Source organism: Pantoea sp. X-Soil-TKNS-1211 (genome assembly GCF_059730495.1).
This window is the reverse complement of sequence record NZ_AP035953.1, coordinates 1998912-2024464: the sequence shown is the minus strand read 5'-3', so window position 1 is coordinate 2024464 and position 25553 is coordinate 1998912. Positions and strand designations below refer to the sequence as shown.

Here is a 25553-nt window from a genome sequence, read left to right as displayed (position 1 = left end):
TTCCCAGGTTTCATAATGACCGATTATTTACTGCTGTTTATTGGCACCGTACTGGTGAACAACTTCGTTTTGGTAAAGTTCCTTGGACTTTGCCCGTTCATGGGTGTGTCAAAAAAACTGGAAACGGCCATTGGCATGGGACTTGCCACCACCTTCGTGATCACGCTGGCGTCTATCTGTGCATGGCTGGTCAACCATTTGATCCTGGTACCGCTCGACTTAGTCTATTTGCGTACCATGGCCTATATCCTCGTGATTGCCGTGGTAGTGCAGTTCACCGAAATGGTGGTGCGTAAAACCAGTCCATCGCTCTATCGCCTGCTCGGTATCTTTCTGCCGTTGATCACTACCAACTGTGCAGTACTGGGCGTGCCATTGCTGAGTGTTAACCTGAACCACACCTTTTTGCAGGCGGCATTGTATGGATTTAGCGCCTCGCTCGGTTTCTCACTGGTGATGGTGTTGTTCGCCGGGATTCGTGAACGCCTGGTGCTGGCCGATGTCCCGATGCCGTTCAAAGGCAACTCGATCGCTCTGATCACCGCTGGCCTGATGGCGCTGGCGTTTATGGGCTTCAGCGGTCTGGTGAAATTCTGATGACCGCGATTTGGATTGCTATTGCCGTATTAAGCGCCCTGAGCCTGATTTTTGGTGGCCTGCTCGGCTACGCTGCGCGCCGTTTTGCCGTCGAAGAAGACCCGATTGTTGAACAGATTGATGCCATTCTGCCGCAAAGTCAGTGCGGTCAGTGCGGCTATCCGGGTTGCCGTCCCTATGCGGATGCTGTCGGGAATAATGGTGAGGCGATCAACAAATGCGCCCCCGGTGGTGAGCAGACCATGCTGAAACTGGCGGCGCTGCTGAACGTCGAGCCGCAACCGCTGGATGGCGGTGAAGAGGTGCTGGCACCGGTACGCACCGTAGCGTGGATCGACGAAGCCAACTGCATCGGTTGTACCAAATGTATTCAGGCTTGCCCGGTCGACGCGATTGTCGGTGCCACCCGTGCAATGCACACCGTGCTGAGCGATGTCTGCACCGGTTGCGATCTCTGCGTCGCCCCTTGCCCGACCGACTGCATCGAGATGCGTCCGGTTGCCACCACCACGGCCAACTGGAAGTGGGATCTTGAAACTATTCCTGTACGGGTGATTCCGGTAGAAAGCCATGCTTAATTTGCTTAATACCCTGTTCCGCAAAGAGAAATTGTGGGATTTTCAGGGCGGCATTCATCCGCCGGAAATGAAAACACAGTCGAACGGCACCCCGCTCAGCCAGCTCCCGCTGCCGGAGCGTTTTATTATCCCGCTGAAGCAACATATTGGCCATGAAGGCGAGATCTGTGTTGCGCCCGGTGAACATGTGCTGCGCGGCCAGCCACTGACGTTCGGCAATGGCCGGATGCTGCCGGTGCACGCCCCTACCTCTGGCACTATTGAAGCCATCGCCCCTCATATGACTGCCCACCCATCCGGGTTGTCTGAGCTGTGTATTTTCCTGACCGCCGACGGTGAGGATCGCTGGACCACGCTTGACCCGCAACCTGATTACCGTGCTCTGACGCGCGAAGAGGTGGTCAAACGCATCCATGACGCCGGGATCGCCGGACTGGGTGGCGCAGGCTTCCCCACGGCCACCAAATTGCGCGGAGGCCTGCGCGGCGTCAAAACCCTGATCATCAATGCCGCCGAGTGCGAACCTTATATCACCGCCGATGACCGCCTGATGCAGGATTGCGCCGTAGAAGTGCTGGAAGGATGCCGTATTCTCGCCTGGGTGTTGCAGGCGGAGCGCGTGTTGATCGGTGTCGAAGATAACAAACCGGCTGCCATTGCCGCGCTGAAACAGGCGCTGGCCGGTGAACGCGATTTGCAACTGCGGGTGATCCCCACCAAATACCCCTCCGGTGGTGCCAAACAGCTGACCCAAATTCTGACCGGTCTGGAAGTGCCGCACGGTGGCCGCTCCACCGATATCGGCGTGCTAATGCAAAACGTCGGTACCGCCTGGGCGGTGAAGCGCGCGATTGTGGATGGTGAGCCAATCACCGAGCGCGTGGTAACGCTGACCGGAGAAGCCATCGCCCAGCCGCGTAACGTCTGGGGCCGCCTTGGCACCCCGGTGAGTCACCTGCTGCACCATGTCGGTTTCACCCCGGCAGCACGCCAGATGGTGATTATGGGTGGCCCGCTGATGGGCTTTACTCTGCCGTCGCTGGACGTGCCGGTGGTAAAAATTACCAACTGTATTCTGGCCCCGTCGGCCAGCGAGATGGGCAGCACCCCGAAGGAGCAATCCTGTATCCGTTGCAGCGCCTGTGCCGATGCCTGCCCGGCCAAACTGTTGCCGCAGCAGCTCTACTGGTACAGCCAGGGCGGCGATCACGATAAAGCTCGTGCGCATCATATTGATGACTGCATCGAATGCGGTGCCTGTGCCTACGTCTGCCCGAGCAATATTCCGTTGGTGCAATATTATCGCCAGGAAAAAGCTGAACTGCGTGCTATCGACCTGGAAGCCAAACGTACTGCCGAGGCCAAAGCCCGCTTTGAGGCACGTCAGGCGCGTTTAGAACGCGAAAAACTGGCGCGTGAAGCCCGTCATGAGCAGGCGAAGCAGCGTGTAGCGCGCAGTGACCAGGGTGAACTGGATGCTGCCGTGGCGCGGGTAAAAGCACGTCAGGCCAAAACCCCAGAACAGGAAGCAGCGGAAAGCGCAGCGCGTCACGCCCAGGCGTTAGCACGTCAGGCAGAAACCCAGGCTGAAACCCAGGCGCTAAGCCGTCAAGCGAGTGATCCGCGCAAAGCTGCCGTCGAAGCCGCCATTGCGCGCGCCAAAGCGAAAAAAGCCACTGCGCCAGAACCGGTTGAAAGCGATCCAGCCGAAGCGGCTGATCCACGTAAAGCGGCGGTCGAAGCTGCCATTGCACGTGCCAAAGCAAAGAAAGCCGCTGCGGCACAACCCGTTGAAGCCACACCGGCTGAACCGGATGATCCGCGCAAAGCCGCCGTCGAAGCCGCGATTGCCCGTGCCAAAGCGAAGAAAGCTGCTGCGGCACAACCGGTTGAAGCCACACCGGCTGAACCGGTCGATCCGCGCAAAGCCGCCGTCGAAGCCGCGATATCCCGCGCCAAAGCGAAGAAAGCCGCTGCGGCACAACCGGTTGAAGCCACACCGGCTGAACCGGTCGATCCACGCAAAGCCGCCGTCGAAGCCGCGATTGCCCGCGCCAAAGCAAAGAAAGCCGCTGCCGCGCAACAAGCACAAACCCCGGCCCCCGCCGAAGCAAATGAACCGGAGGCCGCTGCGTCTCCTGACTCCGCCGATCCGCGTAAAGCAGCTATTGCCGCAGCGGTCGCCCGTGCCAAAGCGCGTAAAGCCGCGCAGCAGCCTTCGCCGTCTGAGGATTAAATGGCTTTTCGTATCGCAAGTTCCCCTTATACCCATAACCGCCGCAGCACCGGCAGTATCATGCTGCTGGTGGTGCTGGCTGCGCTGCCGGGCATGGCAGCGCAATGGTACTTTTTTGGCATTGGCTTTCTGATTCAGGTAATACTGGCGATTGCTACCGCATGGGCAACGGAAGGGGCGATTCTGCGTCTGCGCAAAACCCCGGTGGTGCCGACCCTGGCAGATAACTCCGCGCTGCTGACCGCCCTGCTACTGGGCATCAGCCTACCGCCGCTGGCCCCCTGGTGGCTGGTGGTGATCGGTACGGTGTTTGCCATCGTGATTGCCAAACAACTGTATGGCGGTCTGGGTCAGAATCCGTTTAACCCAGCCATGGTCGGTTACGTGGTGCTGCTGATCTCCTTCCCGGTGCAGATGACCAGTTGGATGCCACCGGACGCATTGCAGTCAGTCAAACCTGGTCTGCTTGATTCTCTCAGCATGATCTTCACCCATCACACGTTGGCGGGTGAAACCATGCAGCAACTGCAACTAGGTGTGGATGGCGTCAGCCAGGCAACACCGCTTGATACCTTTAAAACTGGGTTGCGCGCCGGTCACAGCGCCGAACAGCTGTTGGCACAGCCGATTTATCATGGCGTACTGGCCGGTCTCGGCTGGCAGTGGGTGAACGTCGGCTATTTGCTGGGCGGTATGCTGTTGCTGGCGAAAAACGCTATCCGCTGGCATATCCCGGTGAGTTTTCTGCTGTCGTTGGCGTTCTGTGCCACCCTCGGCTGGCTGTTTTCTCCACAGTCACTCAACTCGCCGCTGATCCATCTGTTTTCGGGTGCCACCATGCTGGGGGCGTTTTTTATCGCCACCGACCCGGTGACCGCCTCCACCACCAATCGCGGCCGTCTGATTTATGGCGCGCTGATCGGCCTGCTGGTGTGGTTGATTCGCAGTTTTGGCGGCTATCCGGATGGCGTGGCGTTTGCCGTATTGCTGGCTAACATTTGTGTCCCGTTGATTGATTACTACACCCAGCCGCGCGTGTACGGCCATCGCAAGGAATAACCGATGTTCGAGACTATTCGTAAAAATGCGCTGACGCTGGCGATTTTCGCGGTGATCACCACCGGGTTGACGGCAATCGTTAACTTTGTCACCAAGCCCACAGTCGATCATCAGACCGCGCTGCAACAGAAAAACCTGCTGGATCAGGTAGTGCCGACTGATTTGTACGACAACCATATTCAACAGGAATGTTATCTGATTACCGATCCGGCACTTGGCAACGGCAAACCGCACCATCTTTTTCTGGCGCGCAAAGGCGACACGCCGGTCGCCGTGGCGCTTGAGACCACCGCGCCAGACGGCTATTCTGGAGCAATTGAAATGCTGGTTGGCGCTGATTTCCACGGTAAAGTGCTGGGTGTACGCGTCATTGAACATCATGAAACACCCGGCCTCGGTGATAAAATCGAGTTGCGCGTCTCTGACTGGATCAACAGTTTCAACGGCAAAGTGGTGCACGGTGCCGATGACAAGAATTTTGCAGTGAAAAAAGATGGCGGTGAATTTGACCAGTTTACCGGTGCGACCATCACCCCGCGCGCGGTGGTCAATGCCACCAAACGCGCCGCGTTACTGATTGAAACCCTGCCAGCGAAACTGTCATCGCTGCCCGAGTGTGGAGAGGCAAAATGAGTGAAGCGAAAAATCTACTGATAGGCGGCCTGTGGAAAAATAACTCCGCGCTGGTGCAGCTGCTCGGACTCTGTCCGCTGCTGGCGGTCACATCCACCGCCACCAACGCCCTCGGCCTTGGTCTGGCCACCACGCTGGTACTGACCATCACCAACAGCGCCATTTCCGCATCACGCCGCTGGGTGCCGGCGGATATTCGTATCCCGATTTATGTGATGATCATCGCCTCAGTAGTGAGCTGCGTGCAGATGCTGATCAACGCTTACGCTCACGGTTTGTACCAATCACTCGGTATTTTTATCCCGCTGATTGTGACCAACTGCATCGTGGTGGGGCGTGCTGAAGCCGTAGCCTCCAAAAGCAGCATCCCGCTTTCCGCGCTGGATGGCTTTGCCATCGGCATGGGAGCCACCTGTGCAATGGTTACTCTCGGTTCGATTCGTGAAATCATCGGCAGCGGCACCCTGTTTAATGGCGCAGACCAGTTGCTTGGCCCGTGGGCCAAAGTGCTGCGCATTGAAGTGGTGCATTTTGATTCACCGATGCTGCTGGCGATGCTGCCGCCGGGCGCATTTATCGGTCTGGGTATGCTACTGGCGGCAAAATACCTTATTGACCAAAAGATGAAACAACGTGCGGCCAATCGTGCCGAGACGCCCGCAGCGGAACCTCAGGGCCAGACAGGGAAAGCAGTGTGAATCAGGATAAACGCGTACAAATTCTGACGCGCCTGCGCGACGAAAATCCCCATCCCACCACCGAACTGAACTTCAGCTCGCCGTTTGAATTATTGATTGCGGTGCTGCTCTCGGCACAGGCCACGGATGTCAGCGTCAATAAAGCCACTGCCAAGCTCTATCCGGTGGCAAATACTCCGGCCAGCATCCTGGCGCTGGGTGTGGACGGTGTGAAGGAGTACATCAAAACTATCGGCCTGTTTAACAGCAAAGCGGAAAACGTCATCAAAACCTGCCGTATCCTGCTGGAGCAACATGGTGGCGAGGTACCGGAAGATCGTGCCGCGTTAGAAGCACTGCCTGGTGTGGGACGCAAAACCGCCAATGTGGTGCTGAATACTGCTTTTGGCTGGCCAACTATCGCCGTCGATACCCATATCTTTCGCGTCAGCAACCGCACCCGTTTTGCTCCGGGTAAAAACGTCGAAGAAGTGGAAGAAAAACTGCTCAAGGTGGTGCCGAAAGCCTTTAAGGTTGATTGTCATCACTGGCTGATCCTGCATGGCCGCTACACCTGCGTGGCACGCAAACCGCGCTGCGGTTCCTGCTTAATTGAAGATCTGTGCGAGTTTGATGCCAAAACGGAATAATGGGGGATGCCATGGCCGCAGCTAAGAATGCAGCGTTAATTTTCCGGCAGTTTGGCACCCCCTCTGAAGTCCTTTCCCTCGAACCTTCCCCACTTGTGCCGCTGGCATCTTCGCAACTGCGCGTGCAGATGCAGTTTGCCCCGGTCAATGCCTCTGATTTGATCCCGATAACCGGTGCCTATCGTCACCGCGTCACCCCGCCGCGGGTCGCGGGTTATGAAGGCGTGGGAACGGTAGTCGCCGCCCCGGCTACGTTTGCCGGATTACTCGGCAAGCGGGTGCTGCCGCTGCGCGGTACGGGAACCTGGCAGCGCTATGTCGAATGCGATGCAGCCCTCGCTATTCCGGTGCCGGATGATATCGACAGCACGTTAGCGGCCCGTGCCTATATCAATCCGCTGGCCGCGTTGCTGATGCTGAAAAACGGGTCACCCGCCGATAAACACCTGCTGCTTACGGCTGGCGGTTCGGCCTGCGCGTTGCTGCTGGCACAATGGGCGTTGCTGATGGGCGCACGCAGCGTGACCGCTATCTATCGTGCTCCCGAACATGCGGCACGGTTACAGCGTCTTGGTATCGGTGCATTGCAGCAGGATCAACATGAGGAAATCTGTCAAATCGCTGCGGGTGCGGATTTAGTGTTCGATGCCACCGGTGGTGCGACCGGACAACTTATCTGGCAATCGCTGCCTGCTGATGCGCAGTTTATTGCCTATGGCGTGCTGACCGGTCAGCCGGTACGCGTCAACGCGGCCCTGCCTGCTCTGCATTGGTTTCATGTTCGCCATTATCTTGATGCGCTAACGCCCGAGTCATGGCAGCAATTGTTTGCTGAACTTTGGCCGCTGCTGCGTAGCAGTGACTGCGGCGAGGTTGCTGTTTTCCCGTTTGATCAGTGGCGAGGGGCGATTCATTTCTATCATCAATCTGGTCGCAGCCAGAAACCGTTGCTGCAATTTTCATAAGCGACCAAAACGCGCGATAAATCGCGCCGCTACGGTGGGTGCGGGATTTGTCACGCAAAACGGGATGTAGGGGAGTTGTAGCGGCGCGATTTATCGCGCAAATACGCCTCGCGCCGCCAGAATTAACGCATTGCCGCCTGCAACCAGGCTACCACCAACGGCGAAAGACGGTTTTGCAGCGCGGCACGTTCCGACTGGAACAGCGTCGCAATAAAGAACGGGTGATCGTTCAGTTCAATCCCACGCACATCTCCCGCCAAATCCCATGAGGTGATATGCAGGTTGTGTGTCTCCAGTGCCTGGCTGAATTCAGGGTTGACGCCGAAGTTGCAGTGATACCCTTCATCACTTTGCAGCGCCCCGTAGGCCTCAGCGATACGGGAACCGGGTTTAAAGGTCACTTCGCCACGCTGTTCCACCAGTGAACAACTGAGCGGCGCAATCACCCAACGTCCCTCTTTATCCGTTTCCGCATGGGCGGCATCATCCCAGCCAAGTACATTGCGCGCATACTCGATCACCGCGTATTGAAAACCACCGCAGGAACCGAGAAAAGGTGTGCTGTTTTCACGCGCCCACTGAATAGTGGCGAACACCCCAACATCGTTTTGATATGGACTGCCGGGTACGACCCAGATGGCATCATAGTCAGCAAAAGCGGGGATGTGGATTTCGGGGGTGGCTATCCAGTCGGCGGTGACGTTGAGATTGAGATGTTGAGCGGCAAGCTGGACTGCGGGTGGAATGGCCTGGTGCGCGACGGCACTGGCACGGTAATCGCCAACAAGGGCGACACGAACTGACTGCGTCATGGTAACGTCCTTTCGGGGAAAAAAGGAGGTTACAGCAAAGATGTCTGGCTGTCATGTTCCGGCGCGATAAATCGCGCCGCAACCGGTTTTTAACCCTGCACGTAATAATCTGCTTCGGACGTGGCCAGCGCTGCCCGTCCACGAATCGCGTCGGCAATTTTCTCGGCGATCATCACCGTCGGCGCATTCAGATTACCGGTAGTGATTTGCGGCATAATCGAAGCATCGATCACACGCAACTGCTGCAAGCCGTGTACGCGTCCAACGCTGTCCACCACATCCATCTCACCATAACCCATCGCACAACTGCCGCAGGGATGATAGGCCGTCTCGGCGTGTGAGCGGATAAAAGCGTCAATTTGCTCATCAGTTTGTACTGCCGGTCCCGGCTGAATTTCAGTGCCACAATAGTCAGCCAATGCGGGCTGACGCATGATTTCGCGCGTCAGACGCACTGCGGCGCGAAACTCCTGCCAGTCTCGATCCTGTGACATGTAATTGAAAAAAATCGACGGCGCAGCATAAGGATCTTTCGACGTCAGTTTCACCCGTCCGCGACTCATGGAACGCATCGGCCCGACATGGGCTTGAAAACCGTGCTCTTTGACCGGACTGCTGCCATTGTAGTTAATCGCCACTGGCAGGAAATGGTATTGCAGATCCGGCCAGTCTGGCTGGTCATCACTACAGATAAACCCGCCCGCTTCGAACTGGTTGCTGGCCCCCACACCCGTCCCTTTCAGTAGCCATTCCGCGCCAATCGCCGGTTGATTCCACCACTGCAATGCCGGATAGAGGCTTACCGGTTGTTTGCAGCGATATTGCATGTAAATTTCCAGATGATCCTGCAAATTACGACCCACGCCGGGCAACGCATGCACCACATCAATTTCCAGTTCACGCAGCCACTCCTCGGGACCCACACCGGAACGTTGCAGAATTTGTGGCGAAGCGATCGCCCCGGCACATAACAACACCTCACGTCGTGCCTGAGCCTGATGCGGCTGTCCTTTGACCAACCAACACACGCCGGTGGCAGTTTTGCCGTCAAAGGCAATCCGGTCGGTCTGCGCATGGGTGATGATGGTGAGATTGGGACGCTGCTTCGCCACATCGAGATAGCCACGTGCGGTACTGGAACGGCGGCCCTGTTGGGTCACAGTGCGATCCATCGGGCCAAAGCCATCCTGACGGAAGCCGTTGAGGTCCTCGGTTTCCGCGTGTCCGGCCTGTTTGGCAGCATCAACAAAGGCGCGATACAACGGATTGTTGCCGGTTTTCGCGGTAGTCACACTGAGATAGCCTTCTCCGCCATGATAATCGTTAGCACCGACATCGCGCTTTTCTGCTTTGCGGAAATAAGGCAGGCAGTGACGGTATGACCATTGCTCCAGTCCGGTTTTCTTTGCCCAGTTATCATAATCCAGCGCATTGCCACGGATATAACACATGCCGTTGATCAATGAGGAACCGCCCAATCCTTTACCACGGCCACACTCCATGCGGCGCTGATTCATCTGCGGTTCCGGCTCGGTTTCATAGGCCCAGTTGTAACGCTTGCCCTGCAATGGATAAGCCAAAGCGGCTGGCATTTGGGTACGGAAGTCCCAGCGGTAATCGCGTCCGCCCGCTTCCAGTAACAGTACCGATACGTCAGCATCCTCAGTTAAACGGGTCGCCAGCACATTGCCTGCGGAACCCGCACCAATAATGATGTAATCAAATTTCTGCATTAAACCTCCAGTTCACACCGGCGGCACACCGCCGGTGGTAAAAAAACTCAAAATGCGCTCGGGTAGTCGCCCAGCTCAATTAACACCGATTTGGTGCGGGTGTAGTGCTGTAGTGTAGCGATGCCATTTTCACGCCCCAGTCCTGATTGCTTATAGCCGCCGACTGGCATTGGTGCGGGGGATTCGCCCCAGCTGTTAATCCAGCAGATCCCGGCTTCAAGCTGATGGATTACGCGATGAGCGAGATTCAGGTCACGGGTGAAAATCCCGGCGGCCAGCCCCAACTCAGTATCGTTAGCGCGCTGAATGACCTCTTCCTCGCTGTCGAACGTGAGGATGCTCATCACCGGACCAAAGATCTCCTCACGTACGATACGCATCTCATCGTGGCAATCGCTAAATACCGTCGGTTCGATATAACAACCGCGCGCCAGCGGGCCATCGATAATGCGGTGGCCGCCTGCCAACAGACGGGCGCCCTGCTCCTTGCCGAGTTTCAGGTAGCTCTCGACTTTACGACAGTGCTGCTCGCTGACCAGTGGGCCAAAATTCACCGTGGCGTCCAGCGGATCGCCGATGCGGATACCCTGCATTTTTTCCAGCAGACGCTGCTCAAACTGCGCCTGGATAGTGCGCTGCACGAACACACGGGTGCCGTTGGTGCATACCTGCCCGCTGCTATAGAAATTTGCCATCAACGCGCCATCGACAGCACGCTCAAGGTCTGCGTCGGCAAATACGATCAACGGTGACTTGCCGCCCAGCTCCATGGTGACTTCCTTGAGATTGGCCAGTGCGGCATCCGCCATCACCCGTTTACCGGTACTCACCTCGCCGGTGAAGGAGACTTTATCGATTCGGGGGTGCTGGCTGAGCGCCTGTCCTACTTCACCCGCGCCCTGTACCACGTTAAACACGCCATCCGGTAGCCCGGCTTCGCTGTAGATTTTTGCCAGCTCCAGTGCGCTCAGCGGTGTGACTTCACTGGGCTTAAACACCATTGCATTACCCGCAGCCAGCGCCGGGGCGCTTTTCCACAACGCAATTTGAATTGGGTAGTTCCATGCACCAATACCGGCGCAGACGCCCAGCGGCTCACGGCGCGTGTACACCAGCGCGGTGTCACGCAGCGGAATCTGCTCGCCCTGCAATGCCGGGGCCAGACCGGCGTAATACTCCAGCACGTCCGCACCGGTGACGATATCAACGGCGGCAGTTTCACTGATCGGCTTACCGGTATCGGCGGTTTCCAGCTCCGCCAACACCTGATTACGTTCGCGCAACAAGGCCACCGCTTTCAGCAGCACGCGGCCACGCTCCACCGGTGTATAACCGCGCCAGATGCGCTGTCCTTCACACGCAGTCACTACCGCGCGTTCAATATCCTCGCCACTGGCGGAGGTAATTTCTGCCAGCACCTGGCCATTCGCCGGGTTGATGGTGGTAAACAGGGGTCCGTTACCCGGACACGCCTGACCATTGATGTACAAGCCACGACGGGGGATATCAGCCATGCGTCCTCCTCAGGATAGAGTTGGCCCGGCGGCGGTCAGCCACAGGGCAAGATTTTGATAACAAAGCTGGCGCGCCTGCGTCAGCCCCTGTGACATCGGCTGCGGTGCCAGCGTCATACGCAGCCACAACCCGTCAATTAACGCCGCCAGACTGCTGCCTGCGGCACGCGCCTGCTCACGCGGCATCACGCGGGCAAACTGCGCAGTGATGTTCGACCACAGGCGTTTGTCATTAATACGCTGCAAACGTTGCAGGCTGTCGTGATGCAGGCTGCTGCTCCAGAACACCAGCCAGGTGGTGAGCACCGGCCCTTCGACCTGTGACGGGTCGAAGTTGCCATCGATGATGGCGCGGAGCTGCGCTTCTGGCGTGTCATTTGCCTGCCGCCTTTGCCGCTCCACCGCCAGATAAAGGTCGGCGAGGATCTTCCGCATACAGGCATCCAGCAGACCGTTTTTATCGCCAAAGTAATGGCTGACGATACCGGTTGAAACCCCGGCTTCTTTGGCAATCAGCGCGATGCTGGCATCAGCCAAACCCACGCAATCGATAACCGTCAGGGTCGCCTGAATCAACTGCGCCTGCCGAATGGCTTTCATTCCAACTTTTGGCATGGTGTTCATCGGTTGTATTTAGGGATGTGAAAAAGTGTAGTTTTTTTATATTGAACGATCAATCAATAAAAATTGAACTTGTTAACCCCCAATGGCTGACAGCAGGTGCCATTTGCGGTATTTGCATTTAGTGCGATAAAGCTGCTGCTTATGCCTGATAGCCGCCTGAATATCGGTTTTTATCTGCCTGAAAAGCGTTCCGCAAACGTTTTCTTTTTTACATTTAAAAATAATTCGTATTTTTGTGCGCAGGATCAACTAATTAGCGTACTGGAAACTTAACGCGGATCTTTTTGTTTAAAAATCAACCCATCATGCTTAAAAAGCAGCCGTTATCAGGTTTATTTTTTGTTTATGTTTCATACAACAGGTATATATCCTGAAAATAGGAATAATCGCAGTTTATATCATGAAAATGATCTCCAGGATCTGCAAAGCAACCGATTATCCTGATATAATGACTTCATTCGGCATTTAACACTAATTAACAACTTTTTATAATTGCTTTAACCCTACCTTTAGCAGGTATTTCAGCGTGTAAAAAGTACTTGCCCTGCTGGCCTGATTCAGCCAAATTAGGCGCCGTTTTTCCTATCTAATAACAATGTTGCGCAGGATTTACCCAGCCTGACGCAGACTTAATTCCTGTCAAAAAACAGGCTATGTATAAACTGAGGTACTCGTGTCAACTGCAAACAAACACACTGATGAGGCAGTCAGCCTCAACGCGTTCAAGCAACCGAAAGCGTTCTACCTGATCTTCTCGATCGAACTGTGGGAACGTTTTGGTTACTACGGCCTGCAAGCCATTATGGCGGTTTACCTGGTGAAACAGCTGGGGATGTCTGAAGCAGACTCCATCACCCTGTTCACCTCGTTTAGTGCCCTGGTTTACGGTCTGGTCGCCATTGGCGGCTGGCTGGGTGATAAAGTGCTGGGCACCAAACGTGTCATCGTACTCGGGGTGATGGTCCTGGCGCTGGGTTATGCTTTAGTCGCCTTCTCGGGTCATGACACCAGCATGGTGTATGTCGGCATGGCCACCATTGCGGTCGGTAGCGGCCTGTTTAAAGCTAACCCGTCTTCCCTGCTCTCCACTTGTTACGAGAAAGACGACCCGCGTATCGACGGTGCATTCACCATGTTCTACATGTCGATCAATGTCGGTTCGCTGTTCTCCATGATGTTGACACCGTGGCTGGCGGCCAAATATGGCTGGGGCGCGGCGTTCTCGCTGTCGGTAGTCGGTCTGGTGATTACCCTGCTTAACTTCCTGTTCTGCCAGCGTCTGGTGAAAAACTACGGTTCCAAACCGGACTTCGCACCGTTGCAGATCAACAAATTACTGATAACGCTGGTTGGCGTGGTGGCTCTGGTAGCCCTGGCAACCTGGCTGCTGCATCATCAGAGCATCGCGCGCATGGCGCTGGGTGTCATCGCCATCGGTATCGTGATGGTGTTTGCCAAAGAAGCCTTTGCCTTGCAGGGCGCGGCACGTCGTAAAATGATCGTCGCCTTCCTGCTGATGGTCGAAGCCATCGTGTTCTTCGTACTGTATATGCAGATGCCGACCTCGCTGAACTTCTTCGCGATTCGTAACGTTGAGCATGCCATTCTCGGCATCACCTTTGAGCCGGAGCAGTTCCAGGCGCTGAACCCGTTCTGGATCATGCTTGCCAGCCCGATCCTGGCGGCGGTGTACAACAAAATGGGCGACAAACTGCCGATGCCGCACAAGTTTGCCATTGGTATGGTGCTGTGTTCAGCTGCCTTCCTGGTACTGCCGTTTGGTGCCAAATTTGCCAATGAAGCGGGTATCGTGTCGGTCAACTGGTTGATCTTCAGTTATGCGTTGCAGAGCGTGGGTGAGCTGATGATCTCTGGCCTCGGCCTGGCAATGGTGGCACAGCTGGTTCCACAGCGTCTGATGGGCTTTATCATGGGTTCATGGTTCCTGACTACCGCAGGCGCGGCGATGATCGCCGGTAAAGTGGCTAACCTGATGGCGGTGCCGAATGATGTGACCGATCCGCACACCTCACTGGCCGTTTACAGCCATGTATTCCAGCAGATCGGTATCGCGACTGGGGTGATTGCCATCCTGATGCTGATCACCGCCCCACTGTTGAACCGCATGACACAGGACGACACCCAGACCGAATTGCAGCGCGCTAACGCCAATTCATAATCTGTCCGTGTAGTCCGGAAAAACGATTAAGCCGTCATCCCCTGGGATGGCGGTTTTTTTATGCGGCGGTGTCAGTTTGCCAACAAGCCCCCGCACCCAGCCGCATCACCCGCTGCGGCATAAACCACAGACGCCGGATAACTTTCCCTTCATCATTCTTCGCCGCCCAGTCGATGCTGATCTCGCCCTGCAAATGCAGCGCGGTACCGTGCTGCCAGTCCGGGATCAACAGCGCACAGCGCGCATCCAACAGCAGATTACCCAGGGTATTCATATAACGGTTGCCGGGGAAATCATCAAAAGACAGCGCCCCCGACGGATGCCAGCGCAGAAAGCCAGCAGGACCACCACGATGAGAAATATCCATGCTGCCGGACGGTGAACCGCTGGCGATAAAAAAGGTTTGGCTGCGGTTAAGCAACTGCCGATCCTCAGAATTTAACGCTGTGGTCTGTTCCACCTCAACCTGCTGCACCGCAGGAAAACGCCACGGATGCTGATGGATATATTGCGGACAGTTACCAAAGCTCTCGTTAACCCGCATCACCAGGTGTTCCGGCCCGATCGCGGCGACCTGCCCATTGGCGCGATTGCGGCGGCGCGTGGCGAAATCAATGCCAAGGATCGCCAGTGCATCCCCTTCCGCCAGTGGCTCCAGTAACGGTGACCGTTGCAGCGCGCTGGCGCGGATAGCCAGATGATACTCATCCAGTGGCTGAACGAAACCGGGTTCAGCCATTAACAGATGCGCCAGCGGCCAGCCTCGAGTATCGCGCTGCGCCAGCAACAGATACGGCAATTGCGCGAAGAACAGCTGATGTTGCAGCGGCATCTGATCATAAATAGCCGCCCGCACCTGGCTAAAGCCCGCCAGTTGTTGGGCGCGTTGTTCACCGGGATGAAACATTTTCTCGGTCCTCAGGAAGGGGCAATGATGGCAACGCCTCAAAGCCGGGTAGCGACTCCACCTGTGCCAGCCACTGGCGAATAGCGGGCCACGGCTGCAATGAAATGCCGCCCTGTGGCGCACAAGCGACATAGGCGTAACAGGCAAGATCGGCGATAGTCGGCAGCTCACCGACCAGCCAGCGTTGCGTGCTCAAATGCGCTTCCATCTGCGGCAGAAACCGTGCCGCCACGCTGCACGCCGAGGCGTAATCTTCCGGCGTCTGAAATTGCTTAATTAAGCGCGCCGACCCAACGCCATAACGAATCTCTCCGGCCGCTTTCCCCAACCACAACTGTACCTGCGCAGCCGCGACTGCCTCATCCGGTAACCAGTGACTGCCGGGAGCATAGCGCCGCACCAGATACACCAGAATGGCGTTGCTGTCGTAAATCACTACCTCACCATCCACCAGCACCGGGATCTGCTGCCATGGATTGAGCTGACGGAATTCAGATTGCTGGCGCAAGGCAGCCACTGCCTCTATACATTGATAATCCAATTGCAACATATTCAATAACAGACGAACGCGGTGCGCATGACCAGATAATGGGGTGCTGTACAGTTTCATGGTGATCTCCTTTTTTGCTTAGCTTACTCTTGTGATTTACGTAATGAAGATCGGGTTATAACAAGAGACTGTTACCAAATCAGGAATAATGATGGACAGATTCGATGAACTTCAGGTGTTCGTCACCGTTATTCAACAGGGTAGCCTGGCGGCAGCCGCACGTCGTTTACAGCGTTCTCCACCGGTGATCACCCGCACCCTGGCGGCGCTGGAGCAGCGCTTCGGCACCACATTAATTGAACGCACCACGCGCCAACTGGCTCCCACCGAAGCCGGTTGGCAACTGTTTGAGCAGGCGCGCCAGTTGCTGACTGACTATCAGGCCGCGATGGACAGCGCCCACCATAGCGGATTGCAGGGACTGCTACGCGTCACAGCACCGGTTCAGTTTGGCCGACGCCATGTAATGCCGCTGGTGAACACCTTCCTCGCGCTTCACCCGGAAATTCAGCTGGAGTTGGTACTGAGCGACAGCTATCAGGACCTGATTGATAACGGGCTGGATATCGCGCTGCGCATTGGTGAACTCCAGGATTCTTCGATGGTGGCGCGCCGGGTTGGCGAAGTGCGCAGTATGCTGATTGCCAGTCCAAAGTATCTGCAACACGCGGGCATCCCGCAGCATCCTTCTGCATTGAGCGAACATGCGCTGATCGCCGGGACTCGCCAGACACGTGAATGGCGCTTTGCCCGTGATCTCCGGGTGCGCATCACCCCTCGGTTGCGCGTAAATGAAGTGGAAAGCCAACTGCTGGCGCTGCGCGGCCACCAGGGCATTGGTCGTTTACTCTCCTATCAGGTGCTGGACGAGCTGCGCGCGGGAACGTTGATCCGTTTATTGCCGGAGTGGGAGCCTGCCGCGTTGCCGGTACAACTGGTGACGCAACGGGTGAGAAATATGACACCGAAAGTCCGTCAGTTCTGGGATTTTTCGCTGGCGCGCTTGCCCACACTCCCCTGCTTTAATGAAGAAATTTACCCTCTCAACCACGATTCCTGATCGGTATCACTGGCAAATCTTTTTTGCCGAATTATGCTGGTTTGATCACAACAAACCCAGGAGAGGCCATGATGAAACTCTATTGTAAGCCCGGTGCCTGTTCGCTCTCGCCACACATTGTGATGCGTGAATGCGGACTGGACTTCACTCAGGTCAATGTCGATCTGCAACTGAAACGTACCGAGCGAGGAGAAGATTACTGGCAGATAAACCCGAAAGGACAGGTTCCGGCTTTACAGTTTGATGATGGCACTTTACTGACGGAGGGTACGGCAATTGTGCAGTACCTCGCCGATCAAAAACCGGATCGTCACCTGCTGGCACCGACCGGCAGCCTGACGCGTTATCACACGCTGGAATGGCTGAGTTTTATCGGCACCGAATTGCACAAAGGCTTCAGCCCTTTATTCAGAAAGGACACCCCCGATGCGTATAAGGAGCTGGTGCGTGAGCAACTGATCAAAAAATTCGCCATTGCTAATCGCGCCTTGCAGGACAAGCAGTGGCTGATGGGGCTGCGTTTTACCGTGGCCGATGCCTATCTGTTTGTGGTGACGCGCTGGGCGCACGCGTTGCAGCTGGATTTGAGTGAGTTCGCCGCGCTGAACAACTGGTTTGATCGGGTAGCCGAACGCCCGGCGGTGCAGGCGGCGTTGAAGGCGGAAGGTCTGGCTTGATACGTAGCGGCGCGATTTATCGCGTGGGTTTTCATTGATTTACCAAAACCTGCGCGATAAATCGCGCCGCTACGGGTATTTTATAGTTTTTCCGCCGCGAAATGCTGCGTTGGTTGTGCGATGGCATCCTGTGCCGCTACCAGTTGCAGTTCGTACTCGCCCATTTCGTGGGTTTTCAGCATCACTTCATAGACCGCTGCCGTGACATGCTCTAACGCATCACGCAGCGACTTACCCTGCAGCAGATCCACCAGCAGCAGCCCGCTGGTCAGGTCACCGACGCCGACCGGCTGGCGTACGCCAAAATCGACCAGTGGCCGATCGATATGCCAGCACTCATCGGCGGTGACCAGCAGCATCTCAAAACGATCGCTACGGCGTCCGGCGCGCGCCAAATGTTTCACCAGCACCACTCCTGGCCCCTGAGCAATCAGCTCGCGTGCCGCAACCACCGCCTGCTCAACATTGGCGATACTATGGCCGCTGAGCATCTCCAGTTCCAGCAGATTCGGCGCAATGATATCACTGGCAGGCAGCGCCATTTTGCAATGAAACTCCGCCACACCCGGCGCGACAATGCAGCCTTTCTCCGGGTGACCCATTACCGGATCGCAGAAGTACCAGGCGTTGGGGTTGGCGGCTTTCACCTGGCGCACGATCTCAAGAATCTGCTCGCCCTGTTCAGCAGAACCCAGATAGCCACTCAGTACCGCATCACAGGTCTTCAGCCGATCAATGGCAGCGATGCCCTGGACGATATCGGTCAGATGGGTCGCTGGCATCACGGTGCCGGTCCAGTGACCATACTGCGTGTGGTTGGAAAACTGTACGGTATTCAGCGGCCAGACGTTGGCACCCATACGGCGCATGGGAAACTCCGCCGCGCTGTTGCCGGCATGGCCATAAACAACATGTGACTGAATTGCGAGAATATTTTTCATTATTGCCCTGTACTGCCTTGCCATAAAAAAGGGCCGGAGACCGGCCCTGAATCGCTTACTGCCAGTTAATCAGGCAGTAGTGTTTTTTGCCGCGACGCAGCAGCGTAAAGCGACCAAACAGTTTATCGCTGTCGCTGAAGCGGTATTCGGCGTCAGATTGTTTTTCACCGTTCAGAGAAACCGCGTTCGAACCGATCATGGTGCGTGCCTGACCGCGTGATGGCACCAGATCCGCTTTCACCAGCGCCTGTTGCAGATCGTCCTCTGCACTCAGGTTGATGGTCGGCATACCATCCTGCGCCAACTGCTCAAAATCCGCTTCGGTCATGTCGCTCAGGCTGCCTGAGAACAGACTCTCTGTGATGCGTTTGGCTGCGGTCAAACCGGCTTCGCCATGCACCAGACGCGTTACCTGCTCTGCCAACACGTACTGCGCACGTGGTGCGGTGCCGCTGTTTTTGTCTTGTTCTTCCAGCGCATTGATCTCTTCAATGCTCATGAAGGTGAAGAATTTCAGGAAGCGATACACATCCGCATCAGCGGTGTTGATCCAGAACTGGTAGAACTTGTACGGACTGGTTTTTTTCTCGTCGAGCCATACCGCGCCGCCTTCGGTTTTACCGAATTTGGTACCGTCAGATTTGGTGATCAACGGAACGGTCAGACCCCAGGTCTGCTGCTGGTGTAGACGACGGGTTAAATCGATACCGGAAGTGATGTTGCCCCACTGGTCGGAACCACCAATTTGCAGCACCACACCATAGCGTTTGTTCAGCTCGGCGAAGTCATAGCCCTGCAGCAGGTTGTAGGAGAACTCGGTGTAAGAGATGCCTTGATCTTCACGGTTCAGACGCTGTTTGACCGCTTCTTTGTTAATCATCTGGTTCACTGAGAAGTGTTTACCAATGTCACGCAGGAAGGTCAACACGTTCATGCCACCGAACCAGTCATAGTTATTGGCGGCGATGGCGCTGTTGTCGCCACAATCGAAACTGAGGAATGGTGCGACCTGATGGCGGATTTTCTCCACCCACTCGCCCACGGTTTCGCTGGTATTCAGTTTACGTTCTGCTGCTTTAAAGCTGGGATCGCCAATCAGACCGGTGGCTCCACCCACCAGCGCGACCGGCTTGTGTCCGGCGTCCTGAAAACGTTTCAGGCAGAGCAGCGGCACCAGATGGCCCAAGTGCAAGCTATCAGCGGTGGGATCAAAGCCGCAATAGAGTGCAATTGGCCCTTGCGCCAGTCGCTCTGCTAACGCTTCCTCGTCCGTTACCTGGGCAATCAAGCCCCTCTCTTGCAATTGTTGTATCAGGTTACTGCTGGTCATCACTGACTCCAAATTGATCAGACTGCACCTATGCTGGTACACAGCTTTCCGCTGATTTGCGGAAGTGAAAAAAATGAGGGCTATAGCATAAAGCGCTGACGCCAACTGCGCCAGCGTTGAAAGGGGTTAAAACGCAGTTTTACGGGGCGAGACGGTCGATTGACCAACCATTGTCCTGACGTTGATAGAGGAAGCGATCGTGCAGGCGATGTTCTCCCCCTTGCCAGAACTCCATGGTGTGAAATTTCACCCGAAATCCACCCCAGAAACTCGGCAACGGCACTTCACCCTGCTGGAACTTCTGCTTCAGTTCGAGGAATTTTCCTTCAAGCACACCACGTGCAGAAATACGGCTCGATTGCTTCGATACCCAGGCACCAATCTGGCTATCACGCGGACGGCTATGGAAATACTTCAGCACTTCCAGTGCCGACAGTTTCTCCACTTCACCCAACACCATCACCTGACGTTCCAGATAATGCCATGGGAAGTGCAGCGAAATACGTGGGTTGTCTGCCAGTTGTAACGCCTTGCGGCTGCCGAGATTGGTGTAAAACACCATGCCTTTGTCATCGTAGTGTTTAAGCAACACGATGCGCTGATAAGGTTGGCCGCTGCTGTCAACCGTCGCCACCGTCATGGCGGTGGGATCGGGCAGTTGGGCGGTGCAGGCCTGCTGCAGCCACTGCTCAAACAGCGCCAGAGGATCCTCTGGCAGATCTTTACGCCGTAAACCACCACGGGTGTATTCACGACGCAGGTGGGCAATATTTTGCAAGCTGTCACTGTCGCTCATGCTGTTCACTCTTTCTCTACCGATTACTGGGCGGAACCATCCGCATTCTGCAATTCGCAGTCATTAATCACAATCTTATCGTTACGTTCGACAAAAGCGCCATTGCCTTTTGACCAGAAGACGTAAGTGCCGTCGCTGTAGCGCGCGCCGGAAGCTGAAACCGTCTGCGTCAATGTCAGGGGTTTGCCATCCAGAATAAAGCTGACCTGCTGACGGGCATTGTCCAGGGTCACCGTCAGCGGCAATGTGCCACAGCGGTAACGCAACGTTTGCGGTTGCTCGGCAGGTTTATGCAGTAAACCACAACCGCTCAGCAGCAGAACGCTGCCAACTAACATCGCCTTTTTCATCCTCACTCCTTAACGAGTCTGCCGGGAATTGGCCGGATAGATGGCACCCAGCACACTCATTTCACGTGCGCCAGTCACTGCCGGTAAATTGCCGGGTAAACCGGACAGCGTTCGGAAGGCCAGCCAGGCAAACGCCAGCGCTTCCATATCATCGCCGCTGATACCGGCCTGGTCGGTGGTGTTGACCTCCGTCCCCGGCAACAGTGCCGCCAGACGTGCCATCAACAACGGATTACGACTGCCGCCACCGCACACCAATAGGCGATCGCAGCCATCATTCAGTTGAACCTGTTGCGCAATCGTCAGCGCGGTGAGTTCGGTCAGCGTAGCCTGTACATCCTGCGCTGCCAGCGCCGGGAACCGCTGTAATTGCTGTTCGATCCACCCCAGATTGAAGTATTCCCGGCCGGTGCTTTTGGGTGGAGGTAAAGCAAACCAGGGGTCGGCCAGCATCTGATCAAGGAGCGCCGGGACCACCTGACCACTGCGCGCCCAGACAGCATCTTTATCGTATGCCTGACCTTTATTACGCCATATCCACGCATCGATCAGCATATTACCCGGCCCGGAGTCGAACCCCCGCACCGCGAGGCCAGGGATCAGCAGGGAGAGGTTGGCAATGCCACCAATATTCAGCACCATGCGCCGCTCAACACTGTCCATTAACAGAGCCTGGTGAAACGCTGGCACCAGCGGAGCACCCTGCCCGCCCAGCGCCATATCGCGGCGGCGGAAATCCCCGACTACCGTGACACCGGTTGCGGCAGCGATTTGGTTATTATCACCAATCTGTAAGGTGTTCGGCGCATCGCTCAATGGTTCATGCCATACCGTTTGCCCGTGGCAGCCAATCGCCATGATATCGCTGGCCTCCAGCGACTGTTGTCGCATCAGCGTCAATACTGCGTCGGCAAAGAGCTTACCTAGCCGGGTATCCAACTGCCCCAATTGTGACAACGTCAGCGATTGCCCCTGACAGATCGCCAGCACTTGCTGGCGCAAATCTTGCGGTATCGGGTGACAGTAACTCGCCTGCTGCGCCACCATATGTTCATCAATAGCCGCCAGCACCACATCGACACCGTCAAGACTGGTACCGGACATCACGCCGATATAGCGTCCTGATTTCATAGCATTTCCTTACTCGCTTGCGCGCAAATGATTCATCTCTCAGTAGCCTGGCAAATTACGGTGGCTAATTCTATGATTAAATTCCGCTTTTTAAGCACATTGCGAAGCGCATTCCAGGTTAAAATATTTCGTGTTCAATTGAATTTTTGTTGAGATGCAATGGTCTATGCTTCGCCTCCAACCGCGTATTATCCGGACGAAGAGTCAATTGCCAGTTTTGTGTCTTATACTCTGTGCAGAACAGGATGAGAACATGGCACATTTTTGCATGAAGGAGCTTTCTGATGATTAAGCGTTTTCTGGTCGTCTCGCTTGCCGGCTTGACGCTGGCAGGTTGCGTAAGTAACGACACCCTTTCTGGTGATGTTTACAGTGCCAATGAAGCGAAACAGGTTCAAAGCGTATCTTACGGTACGCTGGTTTCCGTCCGCCCGGTTAAAATTCAGGGTGGTGACGAAAACAACGTCATTGGTGCCATTGGTGGTGCCGTGTTAGGTGGCTTTCTGGGTAACACTATTGGCGGCGGTAGCGGCCGTAGTCTGGCAACCGCTGGCGGTGCTGTTCTCGGCGGTGTCGCTGGCCAGGGCGTACAGAGCACTCTGAATAAGAGCGACGGCGTAGAACTGGAAATCCGTAAGGATGACGGTAATACCATCATGGTCGTGCAGAAGCAGGCTGCAACGCGCTTCTCTGTTGGCCAACGTGTGGTGATGGCGTCGAATGGCAGCCAGGTGACGGTGTCTCCGCGCTAAACTTTCGCGTTGACAATCCGGTCACTGCACCCAAATCCGGAAATAGTCCCTATTTCCGGATTGTTATGTATTTGATTTTGCTGCTAATACTTATGCGCCAGCATATGAAAAGCAATGTCATTCCCCATTTTCTTCTTGATCGCTGATTTATGGATATAAACGCTTTTTATGCTACAGCCCAGGAGGGTGGCTATTTCCTGAACATTACGACCAGCGTATATCATCGCCAGTACTTGCATCTCGCGCTCAGTCGCAGCGGAAGCTTTATCCTGCCTGTCGCTCCCGCCGCAGAGTCTTTTTTTTAAATTGCGCATAAAACTGTCCATCCCTGAATCGGTAGGGATAACACCTGTGATGCTGGCTGACTTCCGCCACCAGTAATGTGCGATCGCCATCATTCTCCGGTCAGGAATTAACACCATTCTCACGCCGTGCGCTGAGAAACATTTCAGCCATTCATCATTAATGAATAACCCGAGGTTTCTCAAAGAGAAATCAATAATCAGGGTGTCTTCGCTCAACTCACAACCATTTCCCTTAAAAATCAACGCATGTAGCGCTAATTTTAAATAATCATTGCCCTCCGGCCAGATAATTAACTTTTTATCCGTGCAGAATTCAACGTTAAAATTTTCGCCATGACCAATACGGCAGCCGAGCCGACATCCCATGCAGCTCCACGCGCCTACAATTCCCTGTTTCAAAAAGGCTTACCTCTTCCTTGTATGTTACCGCCGTTCTCACTAACTGGGGTAAATTACGCAGAGTCGTGACCTTTGAGAAATAAGATTCCTCTCAGATTTTAATTATTTACCTTTTAAAAGATTACCTGTGTTAATTTACAATCTTCTTCTGACCAGGATCAAAGATTGCGCTTGTTAATTACGTCATAGCGAAAGTACATATCACAAGCCATCATAAATTCATGATGCCATTGCCACCAGACGTGCAAAAAGTAATAACCCATACAGGGTAGAAAACAGAGTAAAAAGTAGAATTCAAAATCTGGCTGCCAATGCAGCAGGCTCAGTGCAGCACTGACAAAGATAATCCACGCCAACAGAATCGGTAGTAAAATTAACATCCTGACTATAAAGGACTTAGTGGCAAACGTGCTCAACGGAATGGATTGTGAAAAGTAAAAATCAATTTCTTTTAAGAAAATTCGCCCCAAAAATATGTATCTTTTAGATAAGCGCGTAAAAAGTAAGTTTGTTGCCAACACAATAGCACAAAGAATCAGCATGGCTATCATTAGTCTGGCAGAAAAGAAGCCTTCCTCTAAGGAAAAATCCGTACTTGCTGATAACGGGCTGACCGAAATAATATTCAGGGTAATAACAGAACAGAGATAACAGATAACATATTGGTAAAGTTGCTTATATTTCACACCTGTTGCAGACGAGGTCAGCACTTGTCTGATGTACAGTGGTCTGAGACAGCGATAAATCAAATAGACGACGAATGGCGAGATGAGATACAGACAAAGAACCGGGTAAAAGGTTGAAGGAATCAGCAAGCAACCCGTTACCATGGCCCAGAATATGAATACCGAAAGCGCACTGATTAGCATTGGTCGTGACAGAACATTCAGCAGCGGGCGACAACCTTTTCCACCAAAAAGTTCGACATCAACACGTCCAAGGACGCAGCTGTAGGCCCATGAGGCTTTAAGGTCATAAATAATGTGAAATAGCATGATAGCCAACATCCCGCTAACAGACCACGCGTTATGCTGTGTCAGATTATAATCATTATTCTTCCAGTAAAAACCCAATACAATAAAAGTCACGGCATAGATAAAAGGAATAATCCTTTTATCCTGAAAATTGATAAACTTCTGATAGTCTGGAATCATTGGACACCCGTAATATTAAAACTTTCTGCAGTGCAGCGTCATTTCCGGTGTGAAACCGGTGAAGTCATTCAACATATTCCCAAGGTAGGGTTTATTACTCACTTCGACCAGCAACGGTGCTGCAGGATGGTTTAACAAAACGCTCATCGAATCCGTCCATTTCACCGTATGGGTGAAATGCAGTGATAAATTCTGTTTGATCTTTTCCGGCTCTGCTTCTGTTGTGCCAGTGACATTCATGACAACCGCGCAATCGGGCCGTTTGACCTCCACTGTCGCTAAAAACTCGCGCATGGGTTCTACCCCCTTTGCCATTAATCGGGTATGCCAGGCACCACTTACGCCGGGTTTGATGACATCATAGCCCTCCACCACCAACATCTGAGAAAACGCAGTAAGTGCCGCGCTGCTCCCGCCAATGACTTGCTGACGATGGCTATTGTCGCAGCTTACATCCAGCTCAGCACCGAAACGCGTAATCAGTGCGGTGAGGGTCTGATAATCGACACCTTTAACGACGCACATCGCGCCTTTAGTTTCCTGACTCAGTTCATGCATCAACTGCGCGCGAAAGTGGATCAATTTAAACAGGTCTTCCAGCGTTACGGCATTTGCCGCATACAATGCACTGTATTCGCCGACGCTATGACCGCAACAACTGACGACGGCTTCAGGATGGAGCTTTTCCCGCAATAAGGTATAAAGCGTCGTATTCATTGCGGTGACCGCCAGTTGCTGGCAAGAGGTTTGCACCAACTTGTTCATCGGACCTTTCAGGCAAAGACGGCGAATATCCATCTGCGAAATATCGCTTGCGCAGTCCCAAATCTGCCGGGTTAGCTGATTAATATTCCATAAATCCGCCCCCATACCGATAACCGGATTACCCTGACCGGAAAACATCAAGGCAATGGGGTGTAATGGTTTAATATCCATATTAGAAC

General features: G+C 54.6%; 26 protein-coding genes. 12 read left to right on the top strand and 14 right to left on the bottom strand.

From position 1 onward, the window contains the following. The first annotated feature begins 15 nt into the window (after window positions 1-15). From rsxA to AC6I8W_RS09700, 8 genes are read left to right on the top strand one after another with little or no spacing between them, the layout of a single operon-like run. Window positions 16-597, top strand: coding sequence for an electron transport complex subunit RsxA (rsxA, locus tag AC6I8W_RS09735; RefSeq protein ID WP_497837962.1), 582 nt, complete (start codon window positions 16-18; stop codon window positions 595-597). After that, a complete protein-coding gene (gene rsxB, locus AC6I8W_RS09730) occupies window positions 597-1175 on the top strand; it encodes an electron transport complex subunit RsxB (RefSeq protein ID WP_497837961.1) in 579 nt (192 codons plus the stop codon). Before rsxA ends, rsxB begins: the two co-directional genes overlap by 1 nt. Beyond that, window positions 1168-3411, top strand: a complete 2244-nt coding sequence (gene rsxC, locus AC6I8W_RS09725) for an electron transport complex subunit RsxC (RefSeq protein ID WP_497837960.1) — start codon at window positions 1168-1170, stop codon at window positions 3409-3411. Before rsxB ends, rsxC begins: the two co-directional genes overlap by 8 nt. Next, window positions 3412-4470: an electron transport complex subunit RsxD gene (rsxD, locus tag AC6I8W_RS09720; protein WP_497837959.1), complete on the top strand. Its 1059-nt coding sequence runs from the start codon at window positions 3412-3414 to the stop codon at window positions 4468-4470. 3 nt (window positions 4471-4473) lie between these two features. Next, on the top strand, window positions 4474-5103 hold the full coding sequence (gene rsxG / locus AC6I8W_RS09715) for an electron transport complex subunit RsxG (RefSeq protein WP_497837958.1): 630 nt from the start codon (window positions 4474-4476) through the stop codon (window positions 5101-5103). Next, on the top strand, window positions 5100-5801 hold the full coding sequence (locus AC6I8W_RS09710) for an electron transport complex subunit E (protein ID WP_208725368.1): 702 nt from the start codon (window positions 5100-5102) through the stop codon (window positions 5799-5801). The genes rsxG and AC6I8W_RS09710 overlap by 4 nt, the downstream gene beginning before the upstream one ends. Beyond that, complete coding sequence (gene nth, locus AC6I8W_RS09705) at window positions 5798-6430, top strand: endonuclease III (protein ID WP_497837957.1); 633 nt, start codon at window positions 5798-5800, stop codon at window positions 6428-6430. The genes AC6I8W_RS09710 and nth overlap by 4 nt, the downstream gene beginning before the upstream one ends. An 11-nt stretch (window positions 6431-6441) precedes the next feature. Further along, window positions 6442-7395 carry a zinc-dependent alcohol dehydrogenase family protein gene (locus AC6I8W_RS09700; RefSeq protein ID WP_497837956.1) on the top strand — a complete coding sequence of 318 codons (954 nt, stop codon included), beginning with the start codon at window positions 6442-6444 and terminating at the stop codon, window positions 7393-7395. A 122-nt stretch (window positions 7396-7517) separates the two neighbouring features. On the opposite strand, the gene AC6I8W_RS09695 is transcribed toward AC6I8W_RS09700, so the two are convergent. The 4 genes from AC6I8W_RS09695 to betI form a co-directional block, all read right to left on the bottom strand. Then, window positions 7518-8207: a CTP synthase C-terminal region-related (seleno)protein gene (locus AC6I8W_RS09695; protein ID WP_497837955.1), complete on the bottom strand. Its 690-nt coding sequence runs from the start codon at window positions 8205-8207 to the stop codon at window positions 7518-7520. A gap of 89 nt (window positions 8208-8296) precedes the next feature. Then, complete coding sequence (gene betA / locus AC6I8W_RS09690; protein WP_497837954.1) at window positions 8297-9940, bottom strand: choline dehydrogenase; 1644 nt, start codon at window positions 9938-9940, stop codon at window positions 8297-8299. 47 nt (window positions 9941-9987) lie between these two features. Beyond that, window positions 9988-11454: a betaine-aldehyde dehydrogenase gene (gene betB / locus AC6I8W_RS09685; protein ID WP_497837953.1), complete on the bottom strand. Its 1467-nt coding sequence runs from the start codon at window positions 11452-11454 to the stop codon at window positions 9988-9990. A 9-nt stretch (window positions 11455-11463) separates the two neighbouring features. After that, complete coding sequence (betI, locus tag AC6I8W_RS09680) at window positions 11464-12069, bottom strand: transcriptional regulator BetI (protein ID WP_497837952.1); 606 nt, start codon at window positions 12067-12069, stop codon at window positions 11464-11466. Between the two features lie 682 nt (window positions 12070-12751). On the opposite strand from betI, the gene dtpA reads away from it, so the two are divergent. Next, complete coding sequence (dtpA, locus tag AC6I8W_RS09675; protein WP_497837951.1) at window positions 12752-14257, top strand: dipeptide/tripeptide permease DtpA; 1506 nt, start codon at window positions 12752-12754, stop codon at window positions 14255-14257. Between the two features lie 58 nt (window positions 14258-14315). Here the strand turns inward: dtpA and AC6I8W_RS09670 are convergent, their stop codons facing one another. Both AC6I8W_RS09670 and AC6I8W_RS09665 read right to left on the bottom strand, forming a co-directional pair. Continuing rightward, window positions 14316-15164, bottom strand: coding sequence for a pyridoxamine 5'-phosphate oxidase family protein (locus AC6I8W_RS09670; protein ID WP_497837950.1), 849 nt, complete (start codon window positions 15162-15164; stop codon window positions 14316-14318). Next, window positions 15148-15774 carry a glutathione S-transferase family protein gene (locus tag AC6I8W_RS09665; RefSeq protein WP_497837949.1) on the bottom strand — a complete coding sequence of 209 codons (627 nt, stop codon included), beginning with the start codon at window positions 15772-15774 and terminating at the stop codon, window positions 15148-15150. The genes AC6I8W_RS09670 and AC6I8W_RS09665 overlap by 17 nt, the downstream gene beginning before the upstream one ends. Window positions 15775-15865: 91 nt before the next feature. On the opposite strand from AC6I8W_RS09665, the gene AC6I8W_RS09660 reads away from it, so the two are divergent. Beyond that, window positions 15866-16774, top strand: coding sequence for a LysR family transcriptional regulator (locus AC6I8W_RS09660; RefSeq protein WP_497838152.1), 909 nt, complete (start codon window positions 15866-15868; stop codon window positions 16772-16774). Between the two features lie 71 nt (window positions 16775-16845). Then, window positions 16846-17451, top strand: a complete 606-nt coding sequence (gstA, locus tag AC6I8W_RS09655) for a glutathione transferase GstA (RefSeq protein ID WP_497838151.1) — start codon at window positions 16846-16848, stop codon at window positions 17449-17451. Between the two features lie 80 nt (window positions 17452-17531). Here the strand turns inward: gstA and pdxY are convergent, their stop codons facing one another. The 5 genes from pdxY to anmK form a co-directional block, all read right to left on the bottom strand. After that, window positions 17532-18395 (bottom strand): pyridoxal kinase PdxY, encoded by an 864-nt coding sequence (gene pdxY / locus AC6I8W_RS09650; protein ID WP_497838150.1) that lies wholly within the window; start codon window positions 18393-18395, stop codon window positions 17532-17534. Window positions 18396-18447: 52 nt separating this feature from the next. Further along, window positions 18448-19722, bottom strand: coding sequence for a tyrosine--tRNA ligase (tyrS, locus tag AC6I8W_RS09645; RefSeq protein WP_497837948.1), 1275 nt, complete (start codon window positions 19720-19722; stop codon window positions 18448-18450). A 139-nt stretch (window positions 19723-19861) separates the two neighbouring features. Beyond that, window positions 19862-20518 carry a pyridoxamine 5'-phosphate oxidase gene (gene pdxH, locus AC6I8W_RS09640; RefSeq protein ID WP_013508891.1) on the bottom strand — a complete coding sequence of 219 codons (657 nt, stop codon included), beginning with the start codon at window positions 20516-20518 and terminating at the stop codon, window positions 19862-19864. 23 nt (window positions 20519-20541) lie between these two features. Continuing rightward, entirely contained in the window at window positions 20542-20868 is a 327-nt protein-coding gene (locus AC6I8W_RS09635) for an MliC family protein (protein WP_497837947.1), read from the bottom strand. Between the two features lie 9 nt (window positions 20869-20877). Continuing rightward, on the bottom strand, window positions 20878-21999 hold the full coding sequence (gene anmK / locus AC6I8W_RS09630) for an anhydro-N-acetylmuramic acid kinase (protein WP_497837946.1): 1122 nt from the start codon (window positions 21997-21999) through the stop codon (window positions 20878-20880). A gap of 284 nt (window positions 22000-22283) precedes the next feature. Between anmK and slyB the strand changes: the two genes are divergently transcribed. Then, a complete protein-coding gene (gene slyB / locus AC6I8W_RS09625) occupies window positions 22284-22751 on the top strand; it encodes an outer membrane lipoprotein SlyB (RefSeq protein WP_497837945.1) in 468 nt (155 codons plus the stop codon). 83 nt (window positions 22752-22834) lie between these two features. Here slyB and AC6I8W_RS09620 read toward each other — a convergent pair whose 3' ends face one another. The 3 genes from AC6I8W_RS09620 to AC6I8W_RS09610 all read right to left on the bottom strand — a co-directional run bounded on the left by AC6I8W_RS09620 (window position 22835) and on the right by AC6I8W_RS09610 (window position 25545). After that, window positions 22835-23455, bottom strand: a complete 621-nt coding sequence (locus AC6I8W_RS09620) for a helix-turn-helix domain-containing protein (RefSeq protein WP_497837944.1) — start codon at window positions 23453-23455, stop codon at window positions 22835-22837. 158 nt (window positions 23456-23613) lie between these two features. Then, window positions 23614-24609, bottom strand: coding sequence for a YcdU family protein (locus AC6I8W_RS09615; RefSeq protein WP_497837943.1), 996 nt, complete (start codon window positions 24607-24609; stop codon window positions 23614-23616). Window positions 24610-24624: 15 nt separating this feature from the next. Further along, window positions 24625-25545 (bottom strand): ACP S-malonyltransferase, encoded by a 921-nt coding sequence (locus tag AC6I8W_RS09610; protein WP_497837942.1) that lies wholly within the window; start codon window positions 25543-25545, stop codon window positions 24625-24627. Between the last annotated feature and the right edge of the window lie 8 nt (window positions 25546-25553).